Genomic DNA, 25,166 nt, shown 5'->3' on the forward strand with positions numbered 1-25,166 from the left:
ATACAAAATGAAACAAATTCTCGTGATCACGACAGGATTCGAACCTGTGACCGTCTGCTTAGAAGGCAGATGCTCTATCCAGCTGAGCTACGTGACCCTATATTTCAAAAAAAATATTTCAAAAATGCCACTAAAAGGAACATTAATGAAATATTTTATTGTCGGGGCGGCAGGATTCGAACCTGCGACCTCCTGGTCCCAAACCAGGCGCGATGACCGGACTACGCTACGCCCCGAGAAACTTATCTAATGAGTACATTTAGATGCGGAGAGACTGGGACTCGAACCCAGGCGACGGTTACCCGCCGACAGATTAGCAATCTGCTCCGTTACCACTCCGGCACCTCTCCATTTATGTATATGAACTTATTATTTCTGTTTTGCGGTTGCAAAGGTATAACGATTTTTCATTTCTTGCAAGTTTTTTGTAAACTTTTTTTGATATTTTTTATAAAGTATTTAGTAAACAGTTATTTATCAAACATATAGTGTTTACATATTTTTGTTTTGAAAAAAATATATCACTTATTTTTCTATACCTTTTCTCTTCCAAAATTGTACTTCATCATTTATTTTAACGTGAGTTCGACGTAAGTAATTATTAAATAATCAGCAAAATGTTTTAAATCTCCCACGAATTTCACAAATTTTCACGAATTTGGGAGTGTATAAAAGTCTTTATTTTTTTATTATCTCACGAATTTTCACCTGACGGTGAATTATTTTGTGAATATATTATGTTACAAAGCTGTAAATCAATGTTCTGTTATATCGAACTGACGTTATTTTATATTGAATGTAGACGATACCAAACAGCAAAATATTAAAAAACTCCAAGCAATTGTGTTACTTGGAGTTTTTAGATATTTGTTTAAATTTGTAAGTACTAATTAAATATCAATAGCTTCACCATAAGCAGCGGCTACAGCTTCTTTTACGCCTTCGCTCATAGTAGGGTGAGGGTGTACAGCTTTGATGATTTCGTGACCTGTAGTTTCTAATTTACGAGCTACTACAGCTTCAGCAATCATATCAGTAACACCAGCTCCAATCATATGGCAGCCTAACCATTCACCATATTTAACATCGAAGATTACTTTGATGAAACCTTCGGTAGTTCCTGCGGCATTAGCTTTACCAGAGGCAGTGAATGGGAATTTACCTACTTTTATTTCATAGCCTTTTTCTTTAGCTTGTTTTTCAGTAAGACCTACTGAAGCTATTTCAGGAGTACAATAAGTACAACCAGGTATGTTGCCATAGTTAAGAGGTTCTACGTGCATACCTTTGATTTTTTCTACACAGATGATACCTTCGGCAGAAGCTACGTGTGCTAAGGCTTGTCCTGGTACTACGTCACCAATAGCATAATAACCAGGAACGTTAGTTTGATAGAATTCATTTACTTGAATTTTATCACGTTCAGTTTTGATACCAACTGCTTCTAAACCAATATTTTCTATATTCGTTTTGATACCTACAGCAGAGAGCAAAATATCAGCTTCGAGCACTTCTTCTCCTTTAGCGGTTTTCACGAATGCTTTTACACCTTTACCTGAAGTATCAACTTTGGTTACTTCTGCAGAAGTCATAATATTGATACCTGATTTTTTGAGGCTCTTTTCAAGTTGTTTTGAAATATCCTCATCTTCTACAGGAACTATATTAGGCATAAACTCTACAATAGTTACTTCGGTACCCATAGCATTGTAGAAGTAAGCGAACTCAATACCAATAGCACCACTACCTACTACAATCATTTTTTTAGGTTGCTCTGGAAGAGTAAGTGCTTGACGATAACCAATGATTTTTTTACCGTCTTGGGGAAGAGCAGGTAACTCACGTGAACGAGCTCCAGTAGCGATAATGATATGGTCGGCACTGTATTCAGTTACTTTACCATCTTTATCTTTTACATCTACTTTTTTACCTGGTTTAAGTGTACCATAGCCCATAATAACATCTATTTTGTTCTTTTTCATTAAGAACTGTACACCTTTGCTCATTGTAGATGCTACATCGCGGCTACGTTTGATTACTGCAGAAAAGTCTTTATCGAAAGACCCTTTTTTTACTGTAATACCATAATTTTCAGCGTGTTTTAAGTATTCAAATACTTGTGCTGATTTTAGCAAAGCTTTAGTAGGGATACAACCCCAGTTAAGGCAGATACCACCAAGATTTTCTTTTTCGATAACAGCGGTTTTAAAACCTAACTGAGAAGCGCGAATAGCAGTAACATAACCACCAGGACCACTTCCTAATACAATAACGTCGTATTTACTCATTTCTTTTAAAATTTATCAATTTTGATATTAGGCTACAAAGTTACAAATATTTTTTTGAATAGCCACCTATTATTTTCTTTTTTTTGATATTTTTCATTATTATTTATCATTTAAATCTCTGAAAAATAGCTCATTGAGTTTATTCCCTAAGAAGCGAATTTTAGCATCACCTCCTAATTCAGCAAGCCAATACCCCTCACTATTTTTCAACAAATAGTAATTGGTATAAGGATCATCGTGACTACAAGATGGACGATACCCTGTGTAAATAGCCAATATTTCTACATTTTGATTCTTGATAAGTTTTCTCCTACCAAAATACAGATAGTTTTTATCTGCTAGAAGATTATTACCAATACTTTTTAGGGTAGAGATATCGTCATAACCTTTGAAAATAATAAGTTTTTCTTTATCGTCCCAAATATCATAATAGTAAACATTATTTTTATCTTTATAGAAGATACTGGTTAGCTTCTCAAAAGTAGCAGTATCTACATTCTGAGGGGTTGTTCCTATGTATATAGTATTATTTGCCTTATACAAATCCTCATAAAATAGTTTTTCTTCTTTAATTCGTCTATTACGCAATGTATTAATAATAACTGTATTCTCCTCTTTTACTTGTTGCACTTGTTCCTGAGTAAGATTTTTAACAAGCAAATCTTCAAAAGGAAAAAACAACTGATTCTCATAAAGGATTACATCATTTTCATTGATATAGAAAAGATTTTCTCCATACACAGGTTGTTTTGTACAATCAATAGGATATTTCCGAAGTCCATCATATATACCATTTTTGTCATACACATAAAATTGATTATTAGGAAATCCGCCAAAAGTAACTGGGTCATATTCTTGTATAGGCAAATTCCCTCTATAAACAATTTCCTCATCAGTAATATAGCGATTAAAAACTTTTACTTTATTAAAATTTTCTTTTGGAATAGGGAGTCTAAAGTCTTTAGTATTGATAGGATTCTCATAGTAGATATAGTTTTTATCTATTAAGTAGCAATCACTTAAAGCCTTGAGGGTAGAAATATCAAAATAGTTAGGGAGTTCTTCAAAAGTTTTTTTATCATTACCACAATATCGCAGTACATATTTAGAAGTTTTTAAAATTAATGTTGTGAGTTGTTGTACTTTTTCTCCCTTGTACATGAGAGGCTTCCCCCTGAAATAAGTAGTATTTTTATCCGACAAAAGGTCGTAATAATATATACCTTGAATACTATTAGGGTCTGCTTCTTTTATTTTTTTGTCATAATAGTAGAGATATTGTTTATCTTTATAATAATGATATGTTACTTGGTGAAAAGTAACTGGATCAGAAACTTTAATTTCTTTGTTAGCAAAGAAAACTTTATGGTTTGTACGCCAAAAGTAGCCCTCATTATTATAAGTATCTATTTTTTTAGGGAATTTTTCTTTCCGGCAACTCAAAATCTTAACCCCAAAAGTATCAGAAGTAACAAGTTTATCTTCATAATAAACACCCTTTTTGTCTATAGCCAATATATTTTCTCCCTTAACCTTAAAACTTGCTATATCGGGGATAAAAATTCTTCTACTATCACAAGTTTGGTATATTACATAATTCTTATTGATTATATATCCCTCAAGATACTTACAAGAAGTTCTCCATTTTTTCTACCACTAAATGTTTATCTGCATACGCATCAAACAGATAGAGTGTATATTATTGTGCTAAAAGGTTTTTCTGAAAACAAAGAAACAATGACAGTAAAATAAGCTGATTAATAGCTATAGATTTTCAGTAAGTAGTGCTACTATTTTATTGTTGGGTAAAAATTCTTTTAAAACTACTTTTAGGACGGTATAGGCTGGTATAGCAACAACCATTCCCACCATTCCAAAAAGAGTACCACTGATAAGAATTATGAGGAATATTTCTAAGGCGGTAGATTTTACTGAATTTGAAAAAATAAGCGGCTGTGAAAAAACATTATCAATAAATTGCCCTATAATAAAGCCTATAAGTACATAGATAGTAGTAGGTAGACTTACTGTCATAAAATCGTTTTGCAGGTTACTGCTCATTGTTAATAATGCCATTAATACAAACCCTATAATTGGACCTATATATGGAATAAGATTGAGCAAAGCACAAAGCAATGCAATAATAAAAGCATTTTGTACGCCAAAAATAAGTAAGACGATAGTGTAAATCACAAAAAGTATGGTGAGTTGGAGTATGAGTCCTACAAAATATCGGGATAGGAGATTATTTATTTGAAATATAGATCTTTTTAGTTTTCGTTTTCTATGAGGAGAAAAAATAGAAAGTAGGTTAATAAGTATTCTATCTCCGTCTTTCATAAAGAAGAAAGTAATAAAGAGTACTGAAAAGAAACCTGCTCCAAAATCGCTGATAAAAGAAATAAACGAGTTGAGAAAGTTTGGAATATCAATAAAGTTTAACATCTCTTGCACACCAAAAGAGTAATCCTCTCTTTCTATCCCAACTTTACTAAGAGTTTGATGTATAAGAGCATCAAGGTTCTCCTTCAGCAAATCAATATTAAGATTTGATAGGTTCTTACCTTGTGATATGAGTAATGGAATAAACAGACTAAACACTCCGATACTGAGTAATACAAAAAGTAACATAGTAAGTACCACACAAAGAGTTTGACTCTTTATCTTCAGCTTTTTGCGAAAAAAATAAATAAGAGGTTTGCCCATTAGTGTTAGCACTAATGATACGATAAGATAAATGATAATTGATTTTAGTAAATGAAGGGTATACAAGCCTAATACTACTAAAACAATGATTCCTACGGCACGTAATATGCCTTTTGCTATTTCTTTTGAGTTCATAATTAATTAGTGAAAAATGAAAAACTTACTATTTTCATTTGTCTAAATTGATAAAATCTTATAATTTTTCTTTTTTACAAAAAAAGAAGAAAATATGTTCATTCAAATAATTTATTTTGAGTATATCAAACATAAATAGACAAATAAAACTATAACAAACTGCAAATATACTTCTTTTAGATTTATAGTTCCAAATTTTTAGTTAGTTTTTTATCTTTTACCATCTTAGCTAACAAGCGAAGAATCAATGTTAAATTTGCTAATTTGCTAATTATCTCTTACCTTTGCGCGGTGATTTTAGATAAGCCGTTATGCAAATACCTAACACTTTCAATATCAATACCAAAGCAAACATTTACCTCCCTATACACAGCGAAGAGGCTTTAGTTGAGGCTTTGCAACAACACAAAAATCCTTTTGTTTTAGGTGGAGGGAGCAATATGTTACTCACCCAAGATATCACACAACCTGTATTACATATTCTCCTGAAAGGTATTAGCATTGTAAAAGAAAATAATGATAATGTATGGATTAAAGCACAAGCAGGTGAAAACTGGCATCAGTTTGTGCAATATACCCTAACTCAAGGTTATGGTGGACTTGAAAACCTCTCACTCATCTATGGAAATGTAGGTACTACTCCTATACAAAACATTGGAGCTTATGGAGTTGAAATCAAAGATATAATGGAAAGTTGTGAAGCTATCAATGTTCACACTTTACAAAAACGCACTTTCACCAATGCTGAATGTAGTTTTGGCTATCGAGAATCTATCTTCAAAGGAAAAGAAAAAGGCAATTACATTATCTCAGCAGTTACTTTCAAACTCACCAAACGCAATCATCTTTTGCATACCGAATATGGGGCTATCCAACAGCTACTCACAGAAAGAGGGCTCTCCTCTCCTACTCCTAAACAACTCTCGGAAGTAATAATAAGCATACGCCAAAGCAAACTGCCTAATCCTGATACATTAGGGAACTGTGGTAGTTTTTTCAAAAATCCTATCATTTCAAAAACTAATTACGAAGAATTAAAAATTCAATATCCAGATATTCCTTCTTACCCTATTGATGAAACACAAGTGAAAGTGCCTGCAGGTTGGTTGATAGATCGCGCAGGGCTCAAAGGATATAGAAAGGGAGATGCAGGAGTACACAACTTGCAAGCCTTAGTGCTTGTGAACTATGGAAAAGCTACTGGCAAAGAAATTTTAGCTGTAGCTCATTATGTACAAGCAACTGTACTCAAGCAATTTGGCATCACCTTAGAATTTGAAGTAAATATTTTCTAATGAATATATCAATTGTCATACCACTACTCAATGAACAAGAATCGTTACCCGAACTTTATCAGTGGTTACATAAAGTACTTACTGAACATAGTTATTCCTACGAAATTATTTTTGTAGATGACGGTAGTACTGATAATTCTTGGCAGGTGATTGAAGAATTATCGGCTAAAGATAGTAACATAAAGGGTATTCGCTTTTTACGCAACTACGGTAAATCACAAGCGCTTCACGCCGGCTTTAAACAAGCACAAGGAGATGTGGTGATCACTATGGATGCCGACCTGCAGGACAGTCCTGATGAGATTCCTGCTCTTTACAATATGATTACCCAAGAAGGGTATGACCTCGTATCAGGCTGGAAGAAAAAACGTTACGACTCAGTTTTAGCAAAGAACTTACCTTCTAAACTTTTCAATTGGGCAGCACGTAAAACCTCAGGTCTCACACTTCACGACTTTAATTGTGGGCTTAAAGCCTACAAACAAGAGGTTGTAAAGAATGTTGAAGTATCAGGAGAGATGCATCGCTATATTCCCGTATTAGCAAAGAATGCGGGGTTCAATCGTATTACTGAGAAAGTAGTGCAACATCAAGCTCGCAAATATGGTGTTACCAAATTTGGTATGAGTAGGTTTATCAACGGATTTTTAGACCTTATCACTATTAGTTTCTTGTCGCATTTTGGCAAACGACCAATGCATTTTTTTGGAGCATTGGGGGTACTGATGTTCTTTATAGGTTTCTTATTTTCAGCTTACCTTGGAATTGATAAATTATTTATCAACCCTAATGGTCGCCTTATTGCTGATAGACCTCAGTTTTATCTTGCACTTACTACTATGCTTATTGGTACACAGTTATTCATTGCTGGTTTTTTAGGAGAAATCATCTTAAAGACTAAGAGTAATGAAGAGAGGTATAAAATTAGAGAAAAAACAAATAACAAGTGACAAATTACGAATTACGAGTTACAAAAAAAATAGTAAATATAAATAAACTTAAATAACATCAGAATGAATCATCAATTAAAAATATTCAATTCTTTAACAGGAGAAAAAGAAGTTTTTGTACCCTTACACGAAAACAATGTAGGAATGTATGTATGTGGTCCTACTGTGTACAGCAATGTGCATTTAGGTAATGTACGCACCTTTATGTCATTTGATTTTATATATCGCACACTCAAGTTTTTAGGCTATAAAGTACGTTATGTGCGTAATATCACTGATGCAGGACATCTTACCGATGATGGCGATGTGAATAACGACCGCTTTGTGAAACAATCTCGTCTTGAAAAACTTGAACCTATGGAGATTGTACAAAAGTACACTGTAGATTTTCATAAAGTTTTAGAGATATTCAACTTACTGCCTCCTACCATTGAACCTACTGCTACAGGACATATACTAGAACAAATACAACTTACCGAAAAACTACTGAAAGATGGCTTTGCTTATGAAAGCAATGGTTCTGTATACTTTGATGTACTTGAATACAATAAACGCGGGCTCAACTATGGAGAACTTTCTCGTCGTAACATAGAAGAACTCTTTGCTAATACTCGAGATTTAGATGGGCAAGGAGAAAAACACAATCCTCAGGACTTTGCGCTTTGGAAAAAGGCTTCTCCAGCTCATATTATGCGCTGGGCGTCGCCTTGGGGTGATGGTTTTCCAGGTTGGCACTTAGAATGTACCGTGATGAGTACTAAATATCTTGGCAATCAGTTTGATATTCACGGAGGAGGTATGGATTTGAAATTCCCACACCACGAATGTGAAATTGCACAAGGAAAAGCAGGACACGGAGAAAGTCCCGTTCGTTATTGGATGCACGCTAATATGCTCACTATGAATGGACAACGTATGAGTAAATCTACTGGTAATTATATATTGCCAATGCAACTCATCAGTGGAGAGAATAGTTTCTTTGAAAAACCTTTTGCTCCTGCTGTGATACGCTTCTGCTTTATGCAAGCCCACTACCGCAGTGTGCTTGACATTTCTAATGAGGCAATGCTTGCTGCTGAAAAAGGCTTCTCAAGGCTTATGGAAGCTGTAAAAACATTGAATGAAATGTCTACCGATTTAGAACACCCAGGTCCCCTTTCGTATGAAATTGATCAATGGAAACAAAAATGCTATGATGCCCTTTTAGACGATTTCAATTCACCTATTCTCATAGCTCATCTTTTTGAAATGGTAAAATGGATAAATAGTGATGAGAAGATTTCGGTAGATGAGCTCAACGAACTGAAAACTCTAATGAATGCTTTTGTTTTTGATGTTTTAGGTCTACAAAGTGAGCAACAAACTGTTAATAACAACGACAAACTCGATGGAGTGCTCCAATTGCTTATTAATATGCGAATGGAAGCTCGTGCTAATAAAGATTGGGCGCTTTCTGACAAGATTAGAGATGAACTCCTTGCAATGGGTATCCAACTCAAAGATGGTAAGGAAGGAACAAGTTACATTGTAAATTAAAAAGAATCTTTAAGCTAACTGCTATGTACAAGTTATTCATACGTCCGTTACTTTTTAGTCTCGACCCCGAGAAGGCACATCACTTTACTTTCAAATATTTGAAGTTGATACACAAAATACCTTTTGTACCCTCTCTCATTCGGTTTATCTATCAAGTAGAACATCCTTCTTTGCACCGAGAAGTTTTTGGATTACACTTCAAAAACCCTGTGGGATTAGCAGCTGGGCTCGACAAGGACGCTACTTTATATCAAGAGTTATCCAACTTAGGCTTTGGTTTTATAGAAATAGGTACCATCACTCCTAAACCACAACCAGGGAACCCCCAAAAACGACTTTTTCGCCTTATAGACGATCAAGGAATTATCAATCGTATGGGGTTTAATAATGAAGGAGTAGTAGCGGCTGTAGAGAGACTCAAAAAAAACAAAGGTGTATTAATAGGAGGCAACATAGGGAAGAATAAAATTACTCCTAATGAGGAAGCTGTAAATGATTATCTCATTTGTTTTGAACAGCTTTTTGATTATGTGGATTATTTTGTAGTGAATGTGAGCTCTCCGAATACCCCTAACTTACGTTCATTACAAGAAAAAGAACCTCTTAAGCAGTTGTTAAACACCCTCCAAGATAAGAATTTAGCCAAAGAAAACTCCAAACCTATTCTCTTAAAAATTGCTCCAGATCTCACTGATGAACAACTATTAGACATAATAGAAATTGTAAAAGAAACAAATATTGCTGGAGTAATTGCAACCAACACAACTATTAACAGAGATGGATTACTATCCAATAACAAGAAAGAAACTGGCGGACTTAGTGGGAAACCACTTAAAAATCGTGCTACGGAAGTAATTCGCTTTTTAAGTGAGAAAAGCGGAAAAGCCTTTCCAATCATAGGTGTAGGAGGTATTTTTAGTGAAGAGGATGCTATTGAAAAATTAGAAGCAGGAGCTTCATTAGTACAGCTTTACACTGGATTTATTTACGAAGGAGCAGGGCTCATAAAACGCATTAATAAAAAACTCATAAAAAAGAACCACGCCTTATAAAGGCGTGGTTTTAATTAAACAATTGTTGAAATGTGTAGTGTTGCGGTTACACAAATTCTTCTATTTATTTTTTCAATAAATCTCTAATTTCAGCCAATAGTTCTTCTTGAGTAGGACCTGCAGGAGCTGCTGGAGCTTCTTCTTCTTTTTTCTTCAATTTGTTAATACCTTTTACAAGCATAAACAATACAAAAGCAATACACAAGAAGTTAATTACAGCAGCTAAAAACTTACCATAAGCTACTCCATTCCATACCAAACCTTCTAAATTTGCAGCACCTGTAGCTTTCAAAGCAGGTGTTAACAACAAAGGTGTAATAACATCAGTTACTAATGATGATACGATAGCACCAAAAGCACCCCCTATGATAACCCCAATGGCTAAATCTACTACATTGCCTTTAACAGCAAACTCTTTAAATTCTTTTAAAAATCCCATAATAATTCAATTTTTAAGTTAAAAAAATAATTTGTTTTTATTTCGGGGGCAAAAATAATACTTTTTTCTGAAATACAAAAAGAAAAGGGACGAATTTCACAACTGTCCCTTTTCATCACTAACTAAAAAACTCAATCACTATGACGGTTAAGTATAACTTTTTAAACTGTCATACTAAATATTTTGGTGTTAGGCATTTTGCGTTGCAAATGTAAATCAAAAGCCATACATATATTTCTAATAAAAGGTTTACCTGCATCAGGAACTTCTATATGATTGTTTGCTATATGCAACAATCCATCATTTTGCATTTCCTGCAAGTGCATTATTACTTCATTTATTTCAGGAAATTGAAGTGCCTCATCACTCCAAGAGGTCTCAAACTGACACATTAGATTAAGAATATGACGCCTGATAATCAAATCTTCTTTATTGAGAATATGTCCTTTACAAACAGGAATTTCATTCTTTTCAAGACATGCATAATAGTCGTCTAAGTCTTTTTCATTCTGAGCAAAACCATACCAACTATCACTGATAGATGACATTCCTAAACCTATCATCACTTGAGTTTTAGAGGCAGTGTACCCCATAAAATTACGATGTAATTGTTTGTTTTTGAATGCGTGATACATACTATCAGTAGGTAAAGCAAAGTGATCCATCCCTATTTCTATATAACCTGCCTCAAGTAGATGTTGTTTACCTACTTCATACAATTGACGCTTCACTTCTCCTGTAGGTACATCTTCATCTTTAAAACCGCGTTGTCCACTACCTTTTATCCAAGGCACATGTGCATAACTATAGAAAGCTATACGATCTGGACGAAGGGTATTACTTTTATCAATAGTAAAGAGTACATCATCTAAGGTTTGAAATGGCAATCCAAAGACCAAATCATGGCTCACTGAGGTATAGCCGATAGTTCTGGCTTGTTCGGTAACACGCTGTACATTCTCAAAAGGTTGCAAACGATGAATGGCTTTTTGCACTTTAGGTGAATAATCTTGCACACCATAACTCACACGTTTGAAACCTAAATTGTAAAGTGTTTGTAAATGAGCTTCAGTGGTGTTATTAGGATGCCCTTCAAAGCTAAACTCATAGTTTTCTACTCTATCAGCTCGCTCAAAAATGCCTTCTATCAATCGGCGTAATTGAGAAGGTTGAAAAAAGGTAGGAGTACCACCTCCTAAATGTATTTCTTTAATACGAGGGCGTTCTTTCAAAAAATCAGTATACAATTGCCACTCTTTGAGTACTGCTTCTATATAAGGTATTTCCATTTCGTGACGTTTGGTAATACGCTTATGACAACCACAAAAAGTACAAAGGCTCTCACAAAAAGGTAAATGAATGTAAAGACTAATACCTTCAGTACTATTACTCTCAGAATATGATTTGGATAAACTCTCTAACCATTTTTCAGTGGAAAAAGTACTACTATCCCAATAAGGAACAGTAGGGTAGCTAGTATAGCGAGGACCTGCTACATTGTATTTTTGAATGAGAGATATTGGCATTTTTGTACAAAAAACGAGGCAAAGGTATAAAAAAAAGTGAAAAGTGAAAAATGAAAAATGAAAAATAAATAGCATCAACAATATAATCTTCTGAAAACCAACACTTCATATAAATTTTTGTATTTCTCCAAAGAAGTTTTCAAACTCTTTTTCATATAAACTTTCATCTTTGCACAAATCATTGGCAGCATATTGCATTTTGGAAATAAATCCCGTACGCCTATCCATTTGGTAGAGTATTGATGCTATTCCTTCAATAGTCTGATATTTTTCTAACCAATGTTCTGCTATGATATATTTGCTCAAATTCTGTGCTTTTTCACTTAACAAGAGTTGATGTTTTTGTAAAGAGTTGTAAAAACGTTGGGCATATTGTTCTAAAGATATAGTAGAATATTCTTTCCAATGTTTAGCAAGAAAGTAATCGTAGTAAATATCTACTAAAACTCCTGCATAATGATTATATGTAGGCACTAGGCGATGTTTACTTTGTCGGAAAATAGGATGCGCATCAGTGAATGTATCAATTTTGCGATGTAATAAAATACCCCGTTGCATTGCTTCGGGGTATTGTAAGTATTCTTTACCTCGTACGGTATCGGCAATAAAGTTACCAATGGTAAGTAATTCATCACCTTCTCCTGAGAGATAAATATGGGCTAAAAAATTCATTATAGAAAGTCTTTTACTTTAGATAATGCTTCGGCAATACCTTCAGTTTTTTTACCTCCTGCAGTGGCGAAGAATGGTTGACCACCTCCACCTCCGTGAATGTATTTACCTAATTCGCGTACTATTTTGCCAGCGTCTAAACCTTTAGCTTGAGCTAATTCTTTATTGATATAACACAATAAGAGTGCTTTACCTTCTTCGTGAGCTGAAGCAAAGAATACAAAAGCATCTTTCACCTCATTACCTAATTCAAAAGCAAGGTCTTTAAGTGTTGCTACCTCAGCATCTACTTGCTTGATAAGACATTGAATACCATTAATTTCTGTAAATTCAGCTTTGAGATTAGCTTTGAGTTGTTTAGCTTGTTCTTTTTTCAGTTGTTCCAATTCTCTGTGCAAAGCTGCATTTTCTTCTTGTAAATGTGTGATAGCTTTCACAGGGTCTTGTGTATTTTTAACTGTTTCTTTGATACGCTCTACCAGCTGTTCTTGTTCAATGAAATACTGCATAGCTCCTCCACGAGTGATTGCCTCAATACGACGAATACCTGCTGCTACGGCTCCTTCTGAGATAATTTTGAAAAACCAAATATCACCTGTATTTTTCACGTGAGTACCCCCACAGAGTTCTTTACTATCTCCAAACTGAATCATACGTACACGGTCGCCATATTTTTCACCAAAGAGCGCCATAGCCCCTGATTCTACCGCTTGTTGGATGGGAATATTTCGGTGTTCTTGCAAAGGAATTTTCTCAAAAATACGTTTGTTTACCAAACGCTCTACTTCTTTAAGTTCATCAGAAGTGAGTTTAGCAAAGTGAGAGAAGTCGAAACGCAAAGCTTCAGGGGCTACACGTGAACCTTTTTGCTCTACGTGTGTGCCTAATACCTCACGCAAAGCTTGGTGTAACAAGTGTGTTGCACTGTGGTTGGCTTCTGCCATTTCACGAGCTACTAAATGTACTTCGGCTTTGAATGGGTCGTTGAGTTCTGTAGGAAGATGTTCTGCTATGTGAATGATAAGGTTGTTTTCTTTTTTAGTGTCTAAAATATAGATAAGTTCACCATTAGCAGCTTGTAATGTACCTTTATCGCCTACTTGCCCTCCCCCTTCAGGATAAAAAGGCGTAGTATTGAATACTAACTGGAAGTGTGTTCCATCTTTCTGACTTTCTACTCGGCGATATTTTACCAATCGCACTACAGCCTCTAAGGTGTCATACCCTATAAACTCTTCTTCATCGTCGTCACGAAGCACTACCCAATCATCAGTTTTTACTTGAGCAGCAGCACGCGAACGTTCTTTTTGTTTTTGTAATTGTACTTCAAACCCTTCTTCATCCATAGTGAGCCCTTTTTCAGAAAGAATGAGCGCAGTTAAATCTTTAGGAAAACCATAAGTATCATACAATTCAAAGGCTTTACCACCGGATAGTTGCTTGTTAGGACTATTTTGTATCATCACATCAAGCATCAGCAAACCTTGTTCAAGAGTACGCAAGAAAGAAGCTTCTTCCTCTTTTATTACACTCATAATCAAGAATTGTTGTTTCTCTAATTCGGGGAAAGTAGCCCCCATTTGAACGGCAAGGGTTTCTACTAATTTATAAATAAATGGTTCTTTTTGGTTTAAAAAAGTGAAACCATAACGAATAGCACGACGCAAGATACGGCGAATTACATAACCCGCTCCGTTGTTAGACGGTAGCTGACCATCGGCTATAGCAAAAGCTACTGCTCTAATATGGTCTGAAATTACACGAATTGCAATATTTACCTGTTCTTGCTCAGTAGTTACACGACCATTACTATTATAATGACTTTTGGTAATCTCTTCTACTTTGTGAATAAGTGGAGTAAAAACATCGGTATCGTAGTTTGATTGTTTGTTTTGAAGTACCATACAGAGGCGCTCAAAACCCATCCCTGTATCTACATTGCGTGAAGGAAGTTTTTCAAGACTACCGTCAGCCTTGCGGTTGAACTCCATAAACACATTATTCCAAATCTCAATAACTTGAGGGTGGTCGTTATTCACCAAATCACGCCCTGCCACTTTGGATTTTTCCTCATCTGAACGGATATCTACGTGAATTTCAGTGCAAGGTCCACAAGGTCCTTGATCTCCCATTTCCCAAAAGTTATCCTTCTTATTTCCAAGCAAGATATGATCTTCAGCAATGCGTTCTTTCCAAATATCGAATGCTTCTTGGTCAAAAGGTACACCATCTTCTTCGCTGCCTTCAAAAACGGTTACATAGAGATTTTCTTTAGGAATTTTATATATTTCAGTTAGCAATTCCCAAGCCCAGCTAATAGCTTCTCTTTTGAAGTAATCACCAAACGACCAGTTGCCGAGCATCTCAAACATCGTATGGTGATACGTATCGCGACCTACTTCTTCCAAATCGTTATGTTTGCCTGATACACGCAAACATTTTTGAGTATCAGCTACACGTTTGTGTTTAGGTTTTGCGTGTCCTAAGAAAAACTCTTTAAACTGGTTCATACCTGCATTAGTAAACATCAAGGTAGGGTCATTTTTGATTACCATAGGAGCTGAAGGAACAATGGTATGTCCTTTGCTTTCGAAGAATTTTAGGAATAGATTTCTTATTTCTTGTGAAGTCATATATTTTCGATTAACAGTTGATAATTAACTTTTTCAGGGCGCAAAAGTAACAATATTTTTTTCAATTAGCAAATTTGCTCATTTACTAATTATTCACTACTTTTGCCCTTATGATTCCAGAAAATATCCTACATACTTCTATAAGTCATCTACGCGGGGTGGGCGCTCAGCGAGCTGAACTCCTGAAAACGGAACTCGGCATTTATGAGTATCAAGATTTGTTGAACCTCTTCCCTAATAGGTATATCGACCGAACTAAGTTCTACAAAATCAATGAGCTACAAAACAATAATGCTGAGGTACAACTCGTGGGTAAAATAGTAAATCTACGTACTGTAGAGTCAGCTCATCAAAAAGGCAACCGCCTTGTCGCTACCTTTGTAGACGAGACAGGAACTATGGAACTCGTGTGGTTCAAAGGGCTAAAATGGTTGCGTGATTCTCTAAAAATCAACGAGCCTTATGTTATTTTTGGCAAGTTGAATTTCTTTGGAGGAACTTTTTCTATGCCTCACCCCGAAATGGATTTACTCAGCGAGTTCAAAAAAACAGGACATAACAGCATTCAGCCCGTTTATCCTTCTACTGAAAAATTAGCTAAACGCAACATTACCAATAGAGTAATGCGACAATTAGTACAAACTGTTTTTGAAGAAATAGGCTATAATTTTACTGAGAATCTACCCGATACAATACTCACTGCTATGAATCTCATCTCTAAGCAAGAGGCGATGCGTAATATTCATTTTCCTACCAACCAATCCTTGCTTACCAAAGCCTCTATACGATTGAAATTTGAAGAACTCTTTTATATACAAGTACAATTAGTACGCAAAAATCTGTTACACAAACAGAAATTTCAAGGACAACCTTTCAAAAAAGTAGGTGATGCTTTTATGAACTTCTACAACCATCACCTCCCTTTTCCTCTCACCAATGCCCAAAAACGAGTACTGAAAGAAATACGTGCTGATGTAGGCTCCAATGCCCAAATGAACCGTTTGTTACAAGGCGATGTTGGATCTGGAAAAACAATTGTTGCTCTAATGACAATGCTTTTGGCAGTAGATAATCATTGCCAAGCTTGTTTAATGGCTCCTACCGAAATTCTCGCTAACCAGCATTATCAAACCATTAGTGAGTTGCTAAAAAACACTGGGATAACCGTTGCTCTACTCACAGGCTCCTCTAAAACAAAAGAACGCAGAATATTAGATGAACAATTACAATCTGGAGAACTTTCTATTCTCATAGGCACTCACGCTCTATTAGAAGAGAAGGTACAATTTCAGAATTTAGGACTTGCTATTATTGATGAACAACACCGTTTCGGGGTAGAACAAAGAGCAAAACTATGGCGTAAAAACACTATACCTCCTCATATTTTGGTAATGACAGCTACTCCCATTCCGCGTACTTTAGCAATGAGTGTATATGGCGATTTAGATATATCAGTAATTGATGAACTTCCTCCAGGGCGTAAACCTATCAAAACCTTACACCAATATGAAAACCGACGTGCAGAGACTTATGAATTTATCAAAAGAGAAATAGATAAAGGTAGGCAGGCTTATGTGGTATATCCTCTCATAGAAGAATCAGAAGCTTTAGATTTTAAAAATCTTACTGAAGGTTATGAATATATCACAGCAAGTTTCCCTTTACCCAAATACAAAGTATCGATTGTTCACGGCAAACTTAAACCTGCTGAAAAAGATGCTGAAATGGAGCGTTTCCTGCGCAATGAAACACAAATAATGGTAGCTACCACTGTAATAGAAGTAGGAGTAAATGTACCTAATGCTTCAGTAATGGTAATTGAAAGTGCCGAACGTTTTGGTCTTTCACAACTACACCAATTGCGCGGACGTGTAGGTCGTGGTAGTGAACAGAGTTATTGCATATTGCTCACAGGTAACAAAATGAGTAACGAAACTCGCATTCGTATGGAAACAATGGTGCGCACTAATGATGGTTTCGAAATTGCTGAAGTAGATCTTAAACTGCGAGGTCCTGGCGACCTGATGGGAACTCAACAAAGTGGAGTGCTTGCCTTAAAAATAGCCGATCTCGTGAAAGACCAAGATATACTAAAAGCTGCTCGCTTTCAAGCTATCGACCTACTCAAAGCTGACCCTAATTTAGAATTACCTCAAAACCAACAAATTGCTTATACTCTTAATCAGTTACAACGACACAAGAATTTATGGACATATATTTCATAATCCTATAAAATAAATGAAAACATTCAGCATAAAAGAAACTACTGATAACTCATTTGAAGCACTAAAGATATTTGGAAATAGTTTACCTTATTAAAAAGAAAATGAACAAAATAAAAATTTGGATAGGTACTTTTGAAGGTACTAATGAGGAGTTTCAATCTTATTTTGATGAAGATAATAACTGCCTTTTTTGTAAAGATATTAACGAAGAAGAATATGACCCCGACTTTATAGGTATCATTCCTTTATTTGATAGTGTTTTAGATGTAGAATTCTTAGCAAAAGAAACACCTTTGGGAGCTAAAAATAGAACTTTATTAGTAGAAAAATGTAAAGAAATGGGTATTTATCAAGGGAATGCTGTTTTTTTCTATTCAGGAGATACTCGCGATATTGTAGAAGGTGAAATTTTTAATCAATTAGTATATGAAGGACAATATGATTTGTAATAAGGAACCTATTAAAATAGAAGAAATTACAAGAGGAAATATTATAGTATCTTACAAAGGTAATTACTATAAAATTTTAGGAGAAGGATTGTTGTTATCAGCAAAAAACATTTACAGTTATGTTATTTATCGCAATTCAATAGATAATACCCTCTCTTATATAGAACAAGAAGAAATATTACAAGCTATTATAGATTATTTTTCTGAGAAAGGACAAAAAATAATAGTTGAATAATGTAATGAATGTAGATAAATATACACCATTTAAAGACTTTGGCTTCTATTTAATAGTAGCCCTCTTATTATTGCTCACCAGTTATATAACACTCTTCCCTTATCTGCTACAATATGAGGAAAGTAACCATCCCTCAAAAAGAGTAATCTTGAGCAATAGTATTTTTGAGATAGTTTTTTTCTCTTATAACTTCTTGGAAAAGATTACTATTTATGCTCTACCATTGGCTTTTATCACCTCTTTGTTTTCAATAACGACATTACTATCAATTTTAGCAAATCTGATAAAATATGTATACCATAAAAACAACTGATTTCTTTACAAGTAAAGGCATAAATAAAGCCTTATATGATAAAACTCTTGTTCAAACTATAGCCGATGTATGGTCTGAAAACCAAAATCTTTTAGCTATCTACCATACTCATTACAAGATAGAGTTCAGTTTTACTAAAAACAACACACTTCATTATGTAATGATTGAAGAAATAACTCCTCAAGAGCAAAAACAGTCTACTCAGTGTGAGTTTATTGACGATATGGCTATCTTTCAAAAGAGTTTAAACAATATTAAAACACTTTTTAAACTAACTTCTACTGATAACAACATTACTATAGATAAAGTTCTTATTCATTTTGAAGATGGAAAAGTAGATAGCTTGTACTATTTTCCTTATTCTGCAAGTATAACAAACACTGAAATTAGAACAACAGATGCACCACTGTAGGAGCTAATACAGCTGTAAAAATACCATTGAATATCATCCCTAAACTCGCATATACAGCATATTTTTCACTGAGATTAAATGCTGCCATTATACCCAAGGCGTGAGATGCAGTACCTAAGGAAATACCTTTTGCCATTGGACTCTTGATACGAAACCAATTGAGAAAAGTAATTCCAAAAATATTCCCCAAAAAGCCCGTAGTCATCACTGCCATCACGGTGATAGGCTCTATGCCGTGGAGCACACGCGATACTTCTAATGCAATAGGAGTTGTTACCGATTTTGGTGCTAAAGAAATAGCTATATCATTGGAAAGTCCTAACCATTTGGCTGTTAGACACACTGTTATAATCCCTACTAAACTACCAGCAAACTGAGAAACTACTAATGGAATCAGCTGTTTTTTTATCTTAGAAAGTTGGAGATAAAGAGGCACTCCTAAGGCTACAATAGAAGGTTTGAGCCAAAAATCAATATACTGTCCTGCTTCTTCGTATTTTTCTGGAGATATTCCAAAAATAATAAGATATGAAACTAATACCAAAACTGTAATGAGTACAGGGTTTAAGAATACTGAATTATATTTTTTTTGTAGTAGCAATACCCCATAATAAAGAATGAAGGTAATACCTAATAATACTACTTGATTTTCTGCGAGTACTTTCATTTTATTTGAGACGTTTACGGAAAAATTGATATACGTGACCAGTAACTACAATCACCACTATAGTACTAATAATAATAGAAATAAAAATAGCTAAAAAGTTTTCACCTATCTGCTTGAAATAAGCCATAATACCTATGCTAGGAGGAACAAAAAAGAGACCTAAATTAGAAATTAGCAAATCGGAGAGGGCTTTAATTGATTGCAGTTTTATCCATCCGAGTTGCAAAAATAAGGTGAGAAAAAGCATTCCAATGATACTAGAAGGAAAAGGAATGTGTGTAAGGGTTACAATCAATTCACCTATACCTAAACAGCCAAAAATAATAGCAAAATAACGTATTAACATAACTCTTCTACATTAAAAAACGGCGGCAAAATTACAACTTCTTTTTCTAAAGTGAATAAAAAAATGTGAAAAATTTGCATTGTATACATTTTTATTACTACATTTGCAAGATTATTAAAAATAATGACTTATGAGCAATAACTACGACAAACCCCTTTTTTTAGAACAAGCTAACAATAGTTTAACTGAAAGAGGAAGTGATCACTCTCTTCCTGCTTATGGAATCCCTGAAGACGACAAGCCCAGAGGAGGAGGTGTTTTATCAAAGATACTTATCGCTATATTAGCTATTGCTACTGGCGGTTTAGGGTATTACACTTACTCTCTCAATAAGGATAGGCAAATTACTGAAAACGAACTCACTACACAAAAGAAACAAGTGATGAGCGATTTAGAATTACTACGTGACAGCTATGACAAAGTAGTAATTGAAAACAAAGATGTAAAAGAAGATTTATTGCAAGCCCGCAATAAAATTGACCAATACATTGACTCTTTACAAAATATGAAAGTGAGTATTTCATCTTTAGCTCGCTTCAAAAGTCAGGCATTTGCTTTAGCTAAAGAACGTGACCTTTTGATTAGAAAGAATGACTCACTAATGCGTGCCAATTCAGCTATCAAAAAAGATTTAGATAGTATGAGTGTAAAATTAGATTTAGCTAGTGCCAAAGTAGACTCTCTTGCTCGTCAAACTAATCAACTGAAGAAGGTAGTTGAAACAGGATCAGCTTTGCAAATTAGTAAACTCATTGCCGAAGCTGTAAAAGGTTCTAAAAACAAAACTACTGATAGAGGTAGAGCTGCCGATAAATTGAAAATATGTTTTACTGTAGGTGCCAATAAGATAGCTAAATCGGGATCTAGATATTTCTATATACAAGTAACAAATCCTTCAGGAAATATTTTAGGCAGTAACGAAAGTTTTTCTGCTGGTGAAGAAAAAGTGAATTATAGTATAGCCACTCACTTTATTTACGACAATAAAAGTGTAGATATTTGTGACTTTATTGCTAAAGTAGGTAAAGAGTTTGAAAAAGGTGCCTATAAAATAACTGTTTATGATGACAAACTTAACCAAGTAGGTACTACAGATCTACTATTGAAATAATACAGCCTTTTAAATTATGAAAACTATTAGTTTTTTTATATCCTTATTTATTGGATTATCTCTTTATGCGCAACCTCAAGATGTTTCAGTAGTATTTCACAAACCTGCTGAACATTTTACTGAAAGCCTACCTATTGGTAATGGACGATTAGGCGCTATGTTCTTTGGTAAAACTGATGTTGATAGAATCATACTCAATGAGATTTCACTTTGGTCAGGAGGAACACAAGATGCTGATGATCCTAATGCTCATATACATCTAAAAAGGATACAACAATTACTATTAGAAGGTAAAAATTTAGAAGCTCAAGCTCTTTTGCAAAAACACTTTATCGCTAAAGGTGAAGGGTCTTGTAAGGGCAATGGGGCAAATTGTAGTTACGGCTGTTATCAAATATTAGGTGAGTTACTATTAGATTGGAAAAGCACCCTCCCTACAGAGAACTACCAACGCATTCTCCGTTTAGACCAAGCTACTGCTTTTACTTCATTCAAACGAGGGGATAACCATATTCAACAAATTGCTTTCGCTGATTTTAAAAACGACCTTATTTGGATTAGAATTACAGCTTCTCAGCCCTTAGATATAGATATTTCTCTACATCGCAAAGAAAATGCTACAACATCTTATAAATCAAACAAAATTACACTATCAGGGGTACTTCCTAATGAAAACACTGAAGGAATGCAATTTGCTTCGGTGATAGACGTTCAAACAGATGGAAATCTTCAAAATACAACCAATGCTACCTCTATACAAAAAGCTAAAGAAATAGTACTTAAAATAAGTGCTGCAACTAATTATAATTTTACTAAAGGGGGACTTACACAAAACGATGTGCTGCAAAAATCTAATGATTGCCTACAAAAAGCAACTATCCCTTTTGAGAACGCAATTATAGAAAGCCAAAAGGCTTATCAAGTGTTTTTTAATCGTAATCGCTGGTATAGTGAAGCTAATACTGATACAAGCTCTCTTAGCACCTTTGAACGACTACAACGATTTTACAAAGGCAAAAAAGACGCTCTGCTTCCTGTATTATATTACAATTTTGGTAGATATCTACTTATTTCTTCCTCTCGTGAAGGTCTTCTTCCCGCTAATCTGCAAGGCTTATGGGCAGAGGAATACCAAACCCCTTGGAATGGCGATTACCATTTGAATATCAATCTACAAATGAACTATTGGTTGGCTGAGAGCACAAACCTTTCTGAACTCACTAAACCCTTACATCAGTTTACTAAAAACTTACTTCCTAATGGGCGCAAAACAGCAAAAGCCTATTACAATGCTAATGGTTGGGTGGCACATGTGATTAGCAACCCTTGGTTTTACACCTCTCCGGGAGAATCAGCTGAATGGGGTTCAACACTTACAGGAGGTGCGTGGTTATGTGAACATATTTGGCAACACTACCTATACACCCTCAACACTGATTTTTTAAGAGAATATTATCCCGTACTAAAAGAAGCTGCTGATTTTTTTCAAAGTTTACTAATCAAAGATCCTAAAACTGGGTATTATGTAACAGCCCCCTCTAATTCACCTGAAAATGCTTATATAATGCCTCAGTTAAAAGATGGTAAAAAACAAATAGGCAACACTTGTATTGCCCCTACTATGGATATGCAAATAGTGCGAGAGCTATTTAGTAACACTCTACAAGCTGCCAAAATATTAGGTGTAGATAGTGAACTTTACTCTCAATGGCAAGAAATAATAACACATACCGTTCCTAACCGTATTGGAAAGAAAGGAGACCTCAATGAATGGTTAGATGATTGGAAAGATGCTGAACCCAATCATCGTCACGTATCACATCTCTATGGACTATATCCATACGACGAGATTACCCCTTGGGATACACCAGCTTTAGCTACAGCTGCTAAAAAAACACTCAAAATGCGAGGAGATGGAGGTACTGGTTGGTCACGTGCGTGGAAGATAAATTTCTGGGCGCGCTTACAAGATGGCAATCATGCTCTAGTGTTATTACGACAATTGTTACATCCTGTAGACCCCAATAGTACTAGCGGACAAAATGGCGGTACTTATCCTAATCTATTTTGTGCTCACCCTCCTTTTCAAATAGATGGCAATTTAGGAGGAGCAGCAGGTATTGCTGAGATGTTTTTGCAAAGTCACGGAAAAAACTATACTATTCGCTTTTTACCAGCACTCCCCTCTCACCCCGATTGGAAAAAAGGTACTATGCAAGGAATGAAAACTCGCAATGGTTTTGAAGTAAGTTTCGATTGGGAAAAACACCGTCTAAAAACAGCTACTATCACCTCTCTCAATGGTACTGATTGCAGCGTTTTACTCCCTGCAGGTAAAAGCATTTACTACAAAAAAACTTTATTAATACCTTCTAAAAAGAAAGAACAAATAGTGAGTTTCCCTACTGAAAAAGGTGCTACTTATAGTATTCAATAATACAAAAAAAGGCTGTACAGCAATCCGCTATACAGCCCTTTTTGCAAACAAATTAATCTATGTTATGCTTCGCAACTACTACAGTTCACAAAGTTCATTATCATCTCTTTAGCTACTGATTGACTACGTTGATAGTACAAACTCTTCACTCCTAACTTCCATGCTTCTATCATCACTTTGTTCACATCTTTGATAGGCATCACTGATGGAATATTTAAGTTTAAACTCTGCGTTTGGTCTATATACGCTTGTCGTTGTGCAGCTTGTGATATGATCTCCATAGGAGATATCTCTTTGAAAGTTTTGAATACATTCTTCTCTTGTTGGGTAAGCTCTTGCAAGTGTTGCACAGAACCATTATTCAAACGGATAGAACGCCATATATCCTCGTTATTAAGCCCTTTTTCTTCTAAAAGTTGTGTGAGATATTTGTTTTTACGCATAAAGTTCCCTTTAGAGAGTCCCACTTTATAGTAATTGCTTGAGTAAGGTTCAATACCAGGAGATACTTGCCCTAAAATAGCTGAACTAGAAGTAGTAGGAGCAATTGCCATAGTGGTGGTGTTGCGTCTGCCATAACCTTTTAGCACTTCAGGTTCTCCATAGATATGTGCTAATTCTTTAGTAGCTTTCTCAGCTTCCTCACGAATGTGTTTGAAAGCACGCGCATTAAATTGAGTAGCTTCAAAACTTTCAAAAGGTATCATATTGCGTTGTAAATACGAGTGATAGCCTAATACTCCTAAACCTAAAGCACGATGGCGGATAGCAAAGTTGCGTGCTGCTTGTAAATAATAGTTACCTTTTGTTTTCTCTATAAATTCTGAAAGTACAGCGTCTAAGAAGAATATTGCTAATTTTACAGCCTTCGTATCTTTCCACTCATCAAAAAGTTCTAAATTCATAGATGAAAGACAGCAAATGAATGATTCATCTTCACTTGATGGCAACATAATCTCACTGCACAAGTTACTTGAGCGAATAAGCATATCTTTATCTTTGTATACTTGAGGACGGTTGCGATTTGCATTATCTGTAAAGATAATATAAGGCAAACCTTTTTGTTGGCGAGATTCTAATACCCGAGCCCACAAACGGCGTTTTTCTACATCACCATCTATCATTTCTTGCATCCAATAATCAGGTACGCAAATCCCGAAGAAAAGGTTTTGAATAGGGAACTCTACATCTTTAATCTGTAAGAATTCTTCAGCATCAGGATGGTCGATATCGAGATAAGCCGCAAAAGCACCGCGTCTTACCCCTCCTTGTGACACCACATCCATAGCCGAATCGAACAATTTCATAAAGCTCACTGCCCCACTTGATTTACCATTATCAGTAACTGCCGAACCGCGACTACGCAATTCACCAAAATAACCAGAAGTTCCCCCCCCTATTTTGGTTTGCATAATCACCTCGCCGAGTTTGTGAGTAATTCCCTCAATGTTATCAGGTACGTGCACATTAAAACACGAAATAGGTAAGCCGCGCTCAGTACCCATATTTGCCCAAATAGGTGACGAGAAACTAATCCAGCCTTTAGTGATCATTTCTTTAAAAGCTGGCTGTAACTCAGGCTTATATAAGCGTTGTGCAGCAGCGCGTGTAATGCGATCTATTGCTCCTTCCACGCTCTCACCTTTTAATAAATAGCCTCTATTGAGGATTTGTTCAGACTCTTCGTTGAGCCACCAAATATCTTTTTCTTCGTTCATAACTTTTTATTTTCGGGCTGC

20 protein-coding genes and 3 tRNA genes are annotated in these 25,166 nt (G+C 35.2%); 10 read left to right on the forward strand and 13 right to left on the reverse strand.

From position 1 onward, the window contains the following. Positions 1 to 23: 23 nt before the first annotated feature. The 6 genes from CGC57_RS01705 to CGC57_RS01730 form a co-directional block, all read right to left on the reverse strand. A tRNA-Arg gene (locus tag CGC57_RS01705) sits at positions 24 to 97 on the reverse strand. Positions 98 to 161: 64 nt separating this feature from the next. Beyond that, a tRNA-Pro gene (locus CGC57_RS01710) sits at positions 162 to 236 on the reverse strand. Positions 237 to 266: 30 nt separating this feature from the next. Beyond that, positions 267 to 350, reverse strand: a tRNA-Ser gene (locus tag CGC57_RS01715). Positions 351 to 890: 540 nt separating this feature from the next. Continuing rightward, positions 891 to 2,288, reverse strand: a complete 1,398-nt coding sequence (lpdA, locus tag CGC57_RS01720) for a dihydrolipoyl dehydrogenase (protein WP_095897709.1) — start codon at positions 2,286 to 2,288, stop codon at positions 891 to 893. A 99-nt stretch (positions 2,289 to 2,387) separates the two neighbouring features. Then, entirely contained in the window at positions 2,388 to 3,899 is a 1,512-nt protein-coding gene (locus tag CGC57_RS01725) for a DKNYY domain-containing protein (RefSeq protein ID WP_306303983.1), read from the reverse strand. A 153-nt stretch (positions 3,900 to 4,052) separates the two neighbouring features. Next, the gene (locus CGC57_RS01730) at positions 4,053 to 5,129 is read right to left on the reverse strand and encodes an AI-2E family transporter (RefSeq protein WP_095897711.1); all 1,077 of its coding nucleotides are present in this window, start codon (positions 5,127 to 5,129) and stop codon (positions 4,053 to 4,055) included. Positions 5,130 to 5,440: 311 nt separating this feature from the next. On the opposite strand from CGC57_RS01730, the gene murB reads away from it, so the two are divergent. The 4 genes from murB (at position 5,441) to CGC57_RS01750 (ending at position 9,962) form a co-directional block, all read left to right on the forward strand. After that, the gene (murB, locus tag CGC57_RS01735; protein WP_002681216.1) at positions 5,441 to 6,424 is read left to right on the forward strand and encodes a UDP-N-acetylmuramate dehydrogenase; all 984 of its coding nucleotides are present in this window, start codon (positions 5,441 to 5,443) and stop codon (positions 6,422 to 6,424) included. Beyond that, the gene (locus CGC57_RS01740) at positions 6,424 to 7,374 is read left to right on the forward strand and encodes a glycosyltransferase family 2 protein (protein ID WP_002681174.1); all 951 of its coding nucleotides are present in this window, start codon (positions 6,424 to 6,426) and stop codon (positions 7,372 to 7,374) included. The genes murB and CGC57_RS01740 overlap by 1 nt, the downstream gene beginning before the upstream one ends. Before the next feature lie 63 nt (positions 7,375 to 7,437). After that, positions 7,438 to 8,910 carry a cysteine--tRNA ligase gene (gene cysS, locus CGC57_RS01745; protein WP_002681156.1) on the forward strand — a complete coding sequence of 491 codons (1,473 nt, stop codon included), beginning with the start codon at positions 7,438 to 7,440 and terminating at the stop codon, positions 8,908 to 8,910. Positions 8,911 to 8,933: 23 nt separating this feature from the next. Beyond that, positions 8,934 to 9,962 (forward strand): quinone-dependent dihydroorotate dehydrogenase, encoded by a 1,029-nt coding sequence (locus CGC57_RS01750; protein ID WP_002681188.1) that lies wholly within the window; start codon positions 8,934 to 8,936, stop codon positions 9,960 to 9,962. A 64-nt stretch (positions 9,963 to 10,026) separates the two neighbouring features. Here the strand turns inward: CGC57_RS01750 and mscL are convergent, their stop codons facing one another. From mscL to alaS, 4 genes are all read right to left on the reverse strand, one after another. After that, a complete protein-coding gene (gene mscL / locus CGC57_RS01755) occupies positions 10,027 to 10,401 on the reverse strand; it encodes a large conductance mechanosensitive channel protein MscL (protein WP_095897712.1) in 375 nt (124 codons plus the stop codon). 161 nt (positions 10,402 to 10,562) lie between these two features. Beyond that, positions 10,563 to 11,927 carry an oxygen-independent coproporphyrinogen III oxidase gene (gene hemN / locus CGC57_RS01760; RefSeq protein WP_095897713.1) on the reverse strand — a complete coding sequence of 455 codons (1,365 nt, stop codon included), beginning with the start codon at positions 11,925 to 11,927 and terminating at the stop codon, positions 10,563 to 10,565. Positions 11,928 to 12,032: 105 nt separating this feature from the next. Beyond that, positions 12,033 to 12,599: an acyl carrier protein phosphodiesterase gene (locus tag CGC57_RS01765; RefSeq protein ID WP_095897714.1), complete on the reverse strand. Its 567-nt coding sequence runs from the start codon at positions 12,597 to 12,599 to the stop codon at positions 12,033 to 12,035. Then, complete coding sequence (alaS, locus tag CGC57_RS01770) at positions 12,599 to 15,232, reverse strand: alanine--tRNA ligase (protein WP_095897715.1); 2,634 nt, start codon at positions 15,230 to 15,232, stop codon at positions 12,599 to 12,601. The genes CGC57_RS01765 and alaS overlap by 1 nt, the downstream gene beginning before the upstream one ends. A 110-nt stretch (positions 15,233 to 15,342) precedes the next feature. Here alaS and recG point away from each other — a divergent pair, with 110 nt between their 5' ends. The 4 genes from recG to CGC57_RS01795 all read left to right on the forward strand — a co-directional run bounded on the left by recG (position 15,343) and on the right by CGC57_RS01795 (position 18,866). Next, positions 15,343 to 17,457 carry an ATP-dependent DNA helicase RecG gene (gene recG / locus CGC57_RS01775; RefSeq protein WP_095897716.1) on the forward strand — a complete coding sequence of 705 codons (2,115 nt, stop codon included), beginning with the start codon at positions 15,343 to 15,345 and terminating at the stop codon, positions 17,455 to 17,457. A gap of 101 nt (positions 17,458 to 17,558) precedes the next feature. Next, complete coding sequence (locus tag CGC57_RS01780; RefSeq protein ID WP_095897717.1) at positions 17,559 to 17,906, forward strand: immunity 22 family protein; 348 nt, start codon at positions 17,559 to 17,561, stop codon at positions 17,904 to 17,906. Then, positions 17,884 to 18,141 carry an Imm74 family immunity protein gene (locus tag CGC57_RS01785; RefSeq protein WP_232034015.1) on the forward strand — a complete coding sequence of 86 codons (258 nt, stop codon included), beginning with the start codon at positions 17,884 to 17,886 and terminating at the stop codon, positions 18,139 to 18,141. The genes CGC57_RS01780 and CGC57_RS01785 overlap by 23 nt, the downstream gene beginning before the upstream one ends. Before the next feature lie 290 nt (positions 18,142 to 18,431). Further along, the gene (locus CGC57_RS01795; protein ID WP_095897719.1) at positions 18,432 to 18,866 is read left to right on the forward strand and encodes a hypothetical protein; all 435 of its coding nucleotides are present in this window, start codon (positions 18,432 to 18,434) and stop codon (positions 18,864 to 18,866) included. Here CGC57_RS01795 and CGC57_RS01800 read toward each other — a convergent pair. After that, the gene (locus CGC57_RS01800) at positions 18,841 to 19,533 is read right to left on the reverse strand and encodes an LrgB family protein (protein WP_095897720.1); all 693 of its coding nucleotides are present in this window, start codon (positions 19,531 to 19,533) and stop codon (positions 18,841 to 18,843) included. The genes CGC57_RS01795 and CGC57_RS01800 overlap by 26 nt on opposite strands. Position 19,534: 1 nt before the next feature. Then, the gene (locus CGC57_RS01805) at positions 19,535 to 19,879 is read right to left on the reverse strand and encodes a CidA/LrgA family protein (RefSeq protein WP_095897721.1); all 345 of its coding nucleotides are present in this window, start codon (positions 19,877 to 19,879) and stop codon (positions 19,535 to 19,537) included. Between the two features lie 130 nt (positions 19,880 to 20,009). On the opposite strand from CGC57_RS01805, the gene CGC57_RS01810 reads away from it, so the two are divergent. Together CGC57_RS01810 and CGC57_RS01815 are read left to right on the forward strand one after the other, a co-directional pair. Next, entirely contained in the window at positions 20,010 to 20,990 is a 981-nt protein-coding gene (locus CGC57_RS01810; RefSeq protein WP_095897722.1) for a DUF8428 domain-containing protein, read from the forward strand. A 16-nt stretch (positions 20,991 to 21,006) separates the two neighbouring features. Next, positions 21,007 to 23,427 carry a glycoside hydrolase family 95 protein gene (locus tag CGC57_RS01815; protein WP_172595611.1) on the forward strand — a complete coding sequence of 807 codons (2,421 nt, stop codon included), beginning with the start codon at positions 21,007 to 21,009 and terminating at the stop codon, positions 23,425 to 23,427. Positions 23,428 to 23,489: 62 nt separating this feature from the next. On the opposite strand, the gene CGC57_RS01820 is transcribed toward CGC57_RS01815, so the two are convergent. Further along, the gene (locus CGC57_RS01820) at positions 23,490 to 25,145 is read right to left on the reverse strand and encodes a ribonucleoside-diphosphate reductase subunit alpha (protein WP_095897723.1); all 1,656 of its coding nucleotides are present in this window, start codon (positions 25,143 to 25,145) and stop codon (positions 23,490 to 23,492) included. Between the last annotated feature and the right edge of the window lie 21 nt (positions 25,146 to 25,166).

It is taken from the genome of Capnocytophaga sputigena (genome assembly GCF_002302495.1).
Lineage (GTDB): Bacteria > Bacteroidota > Bacteroidia > Flavobacteriales > Flavobacteriaceae > Capnocytophaga > Capnocytophaga sputigena.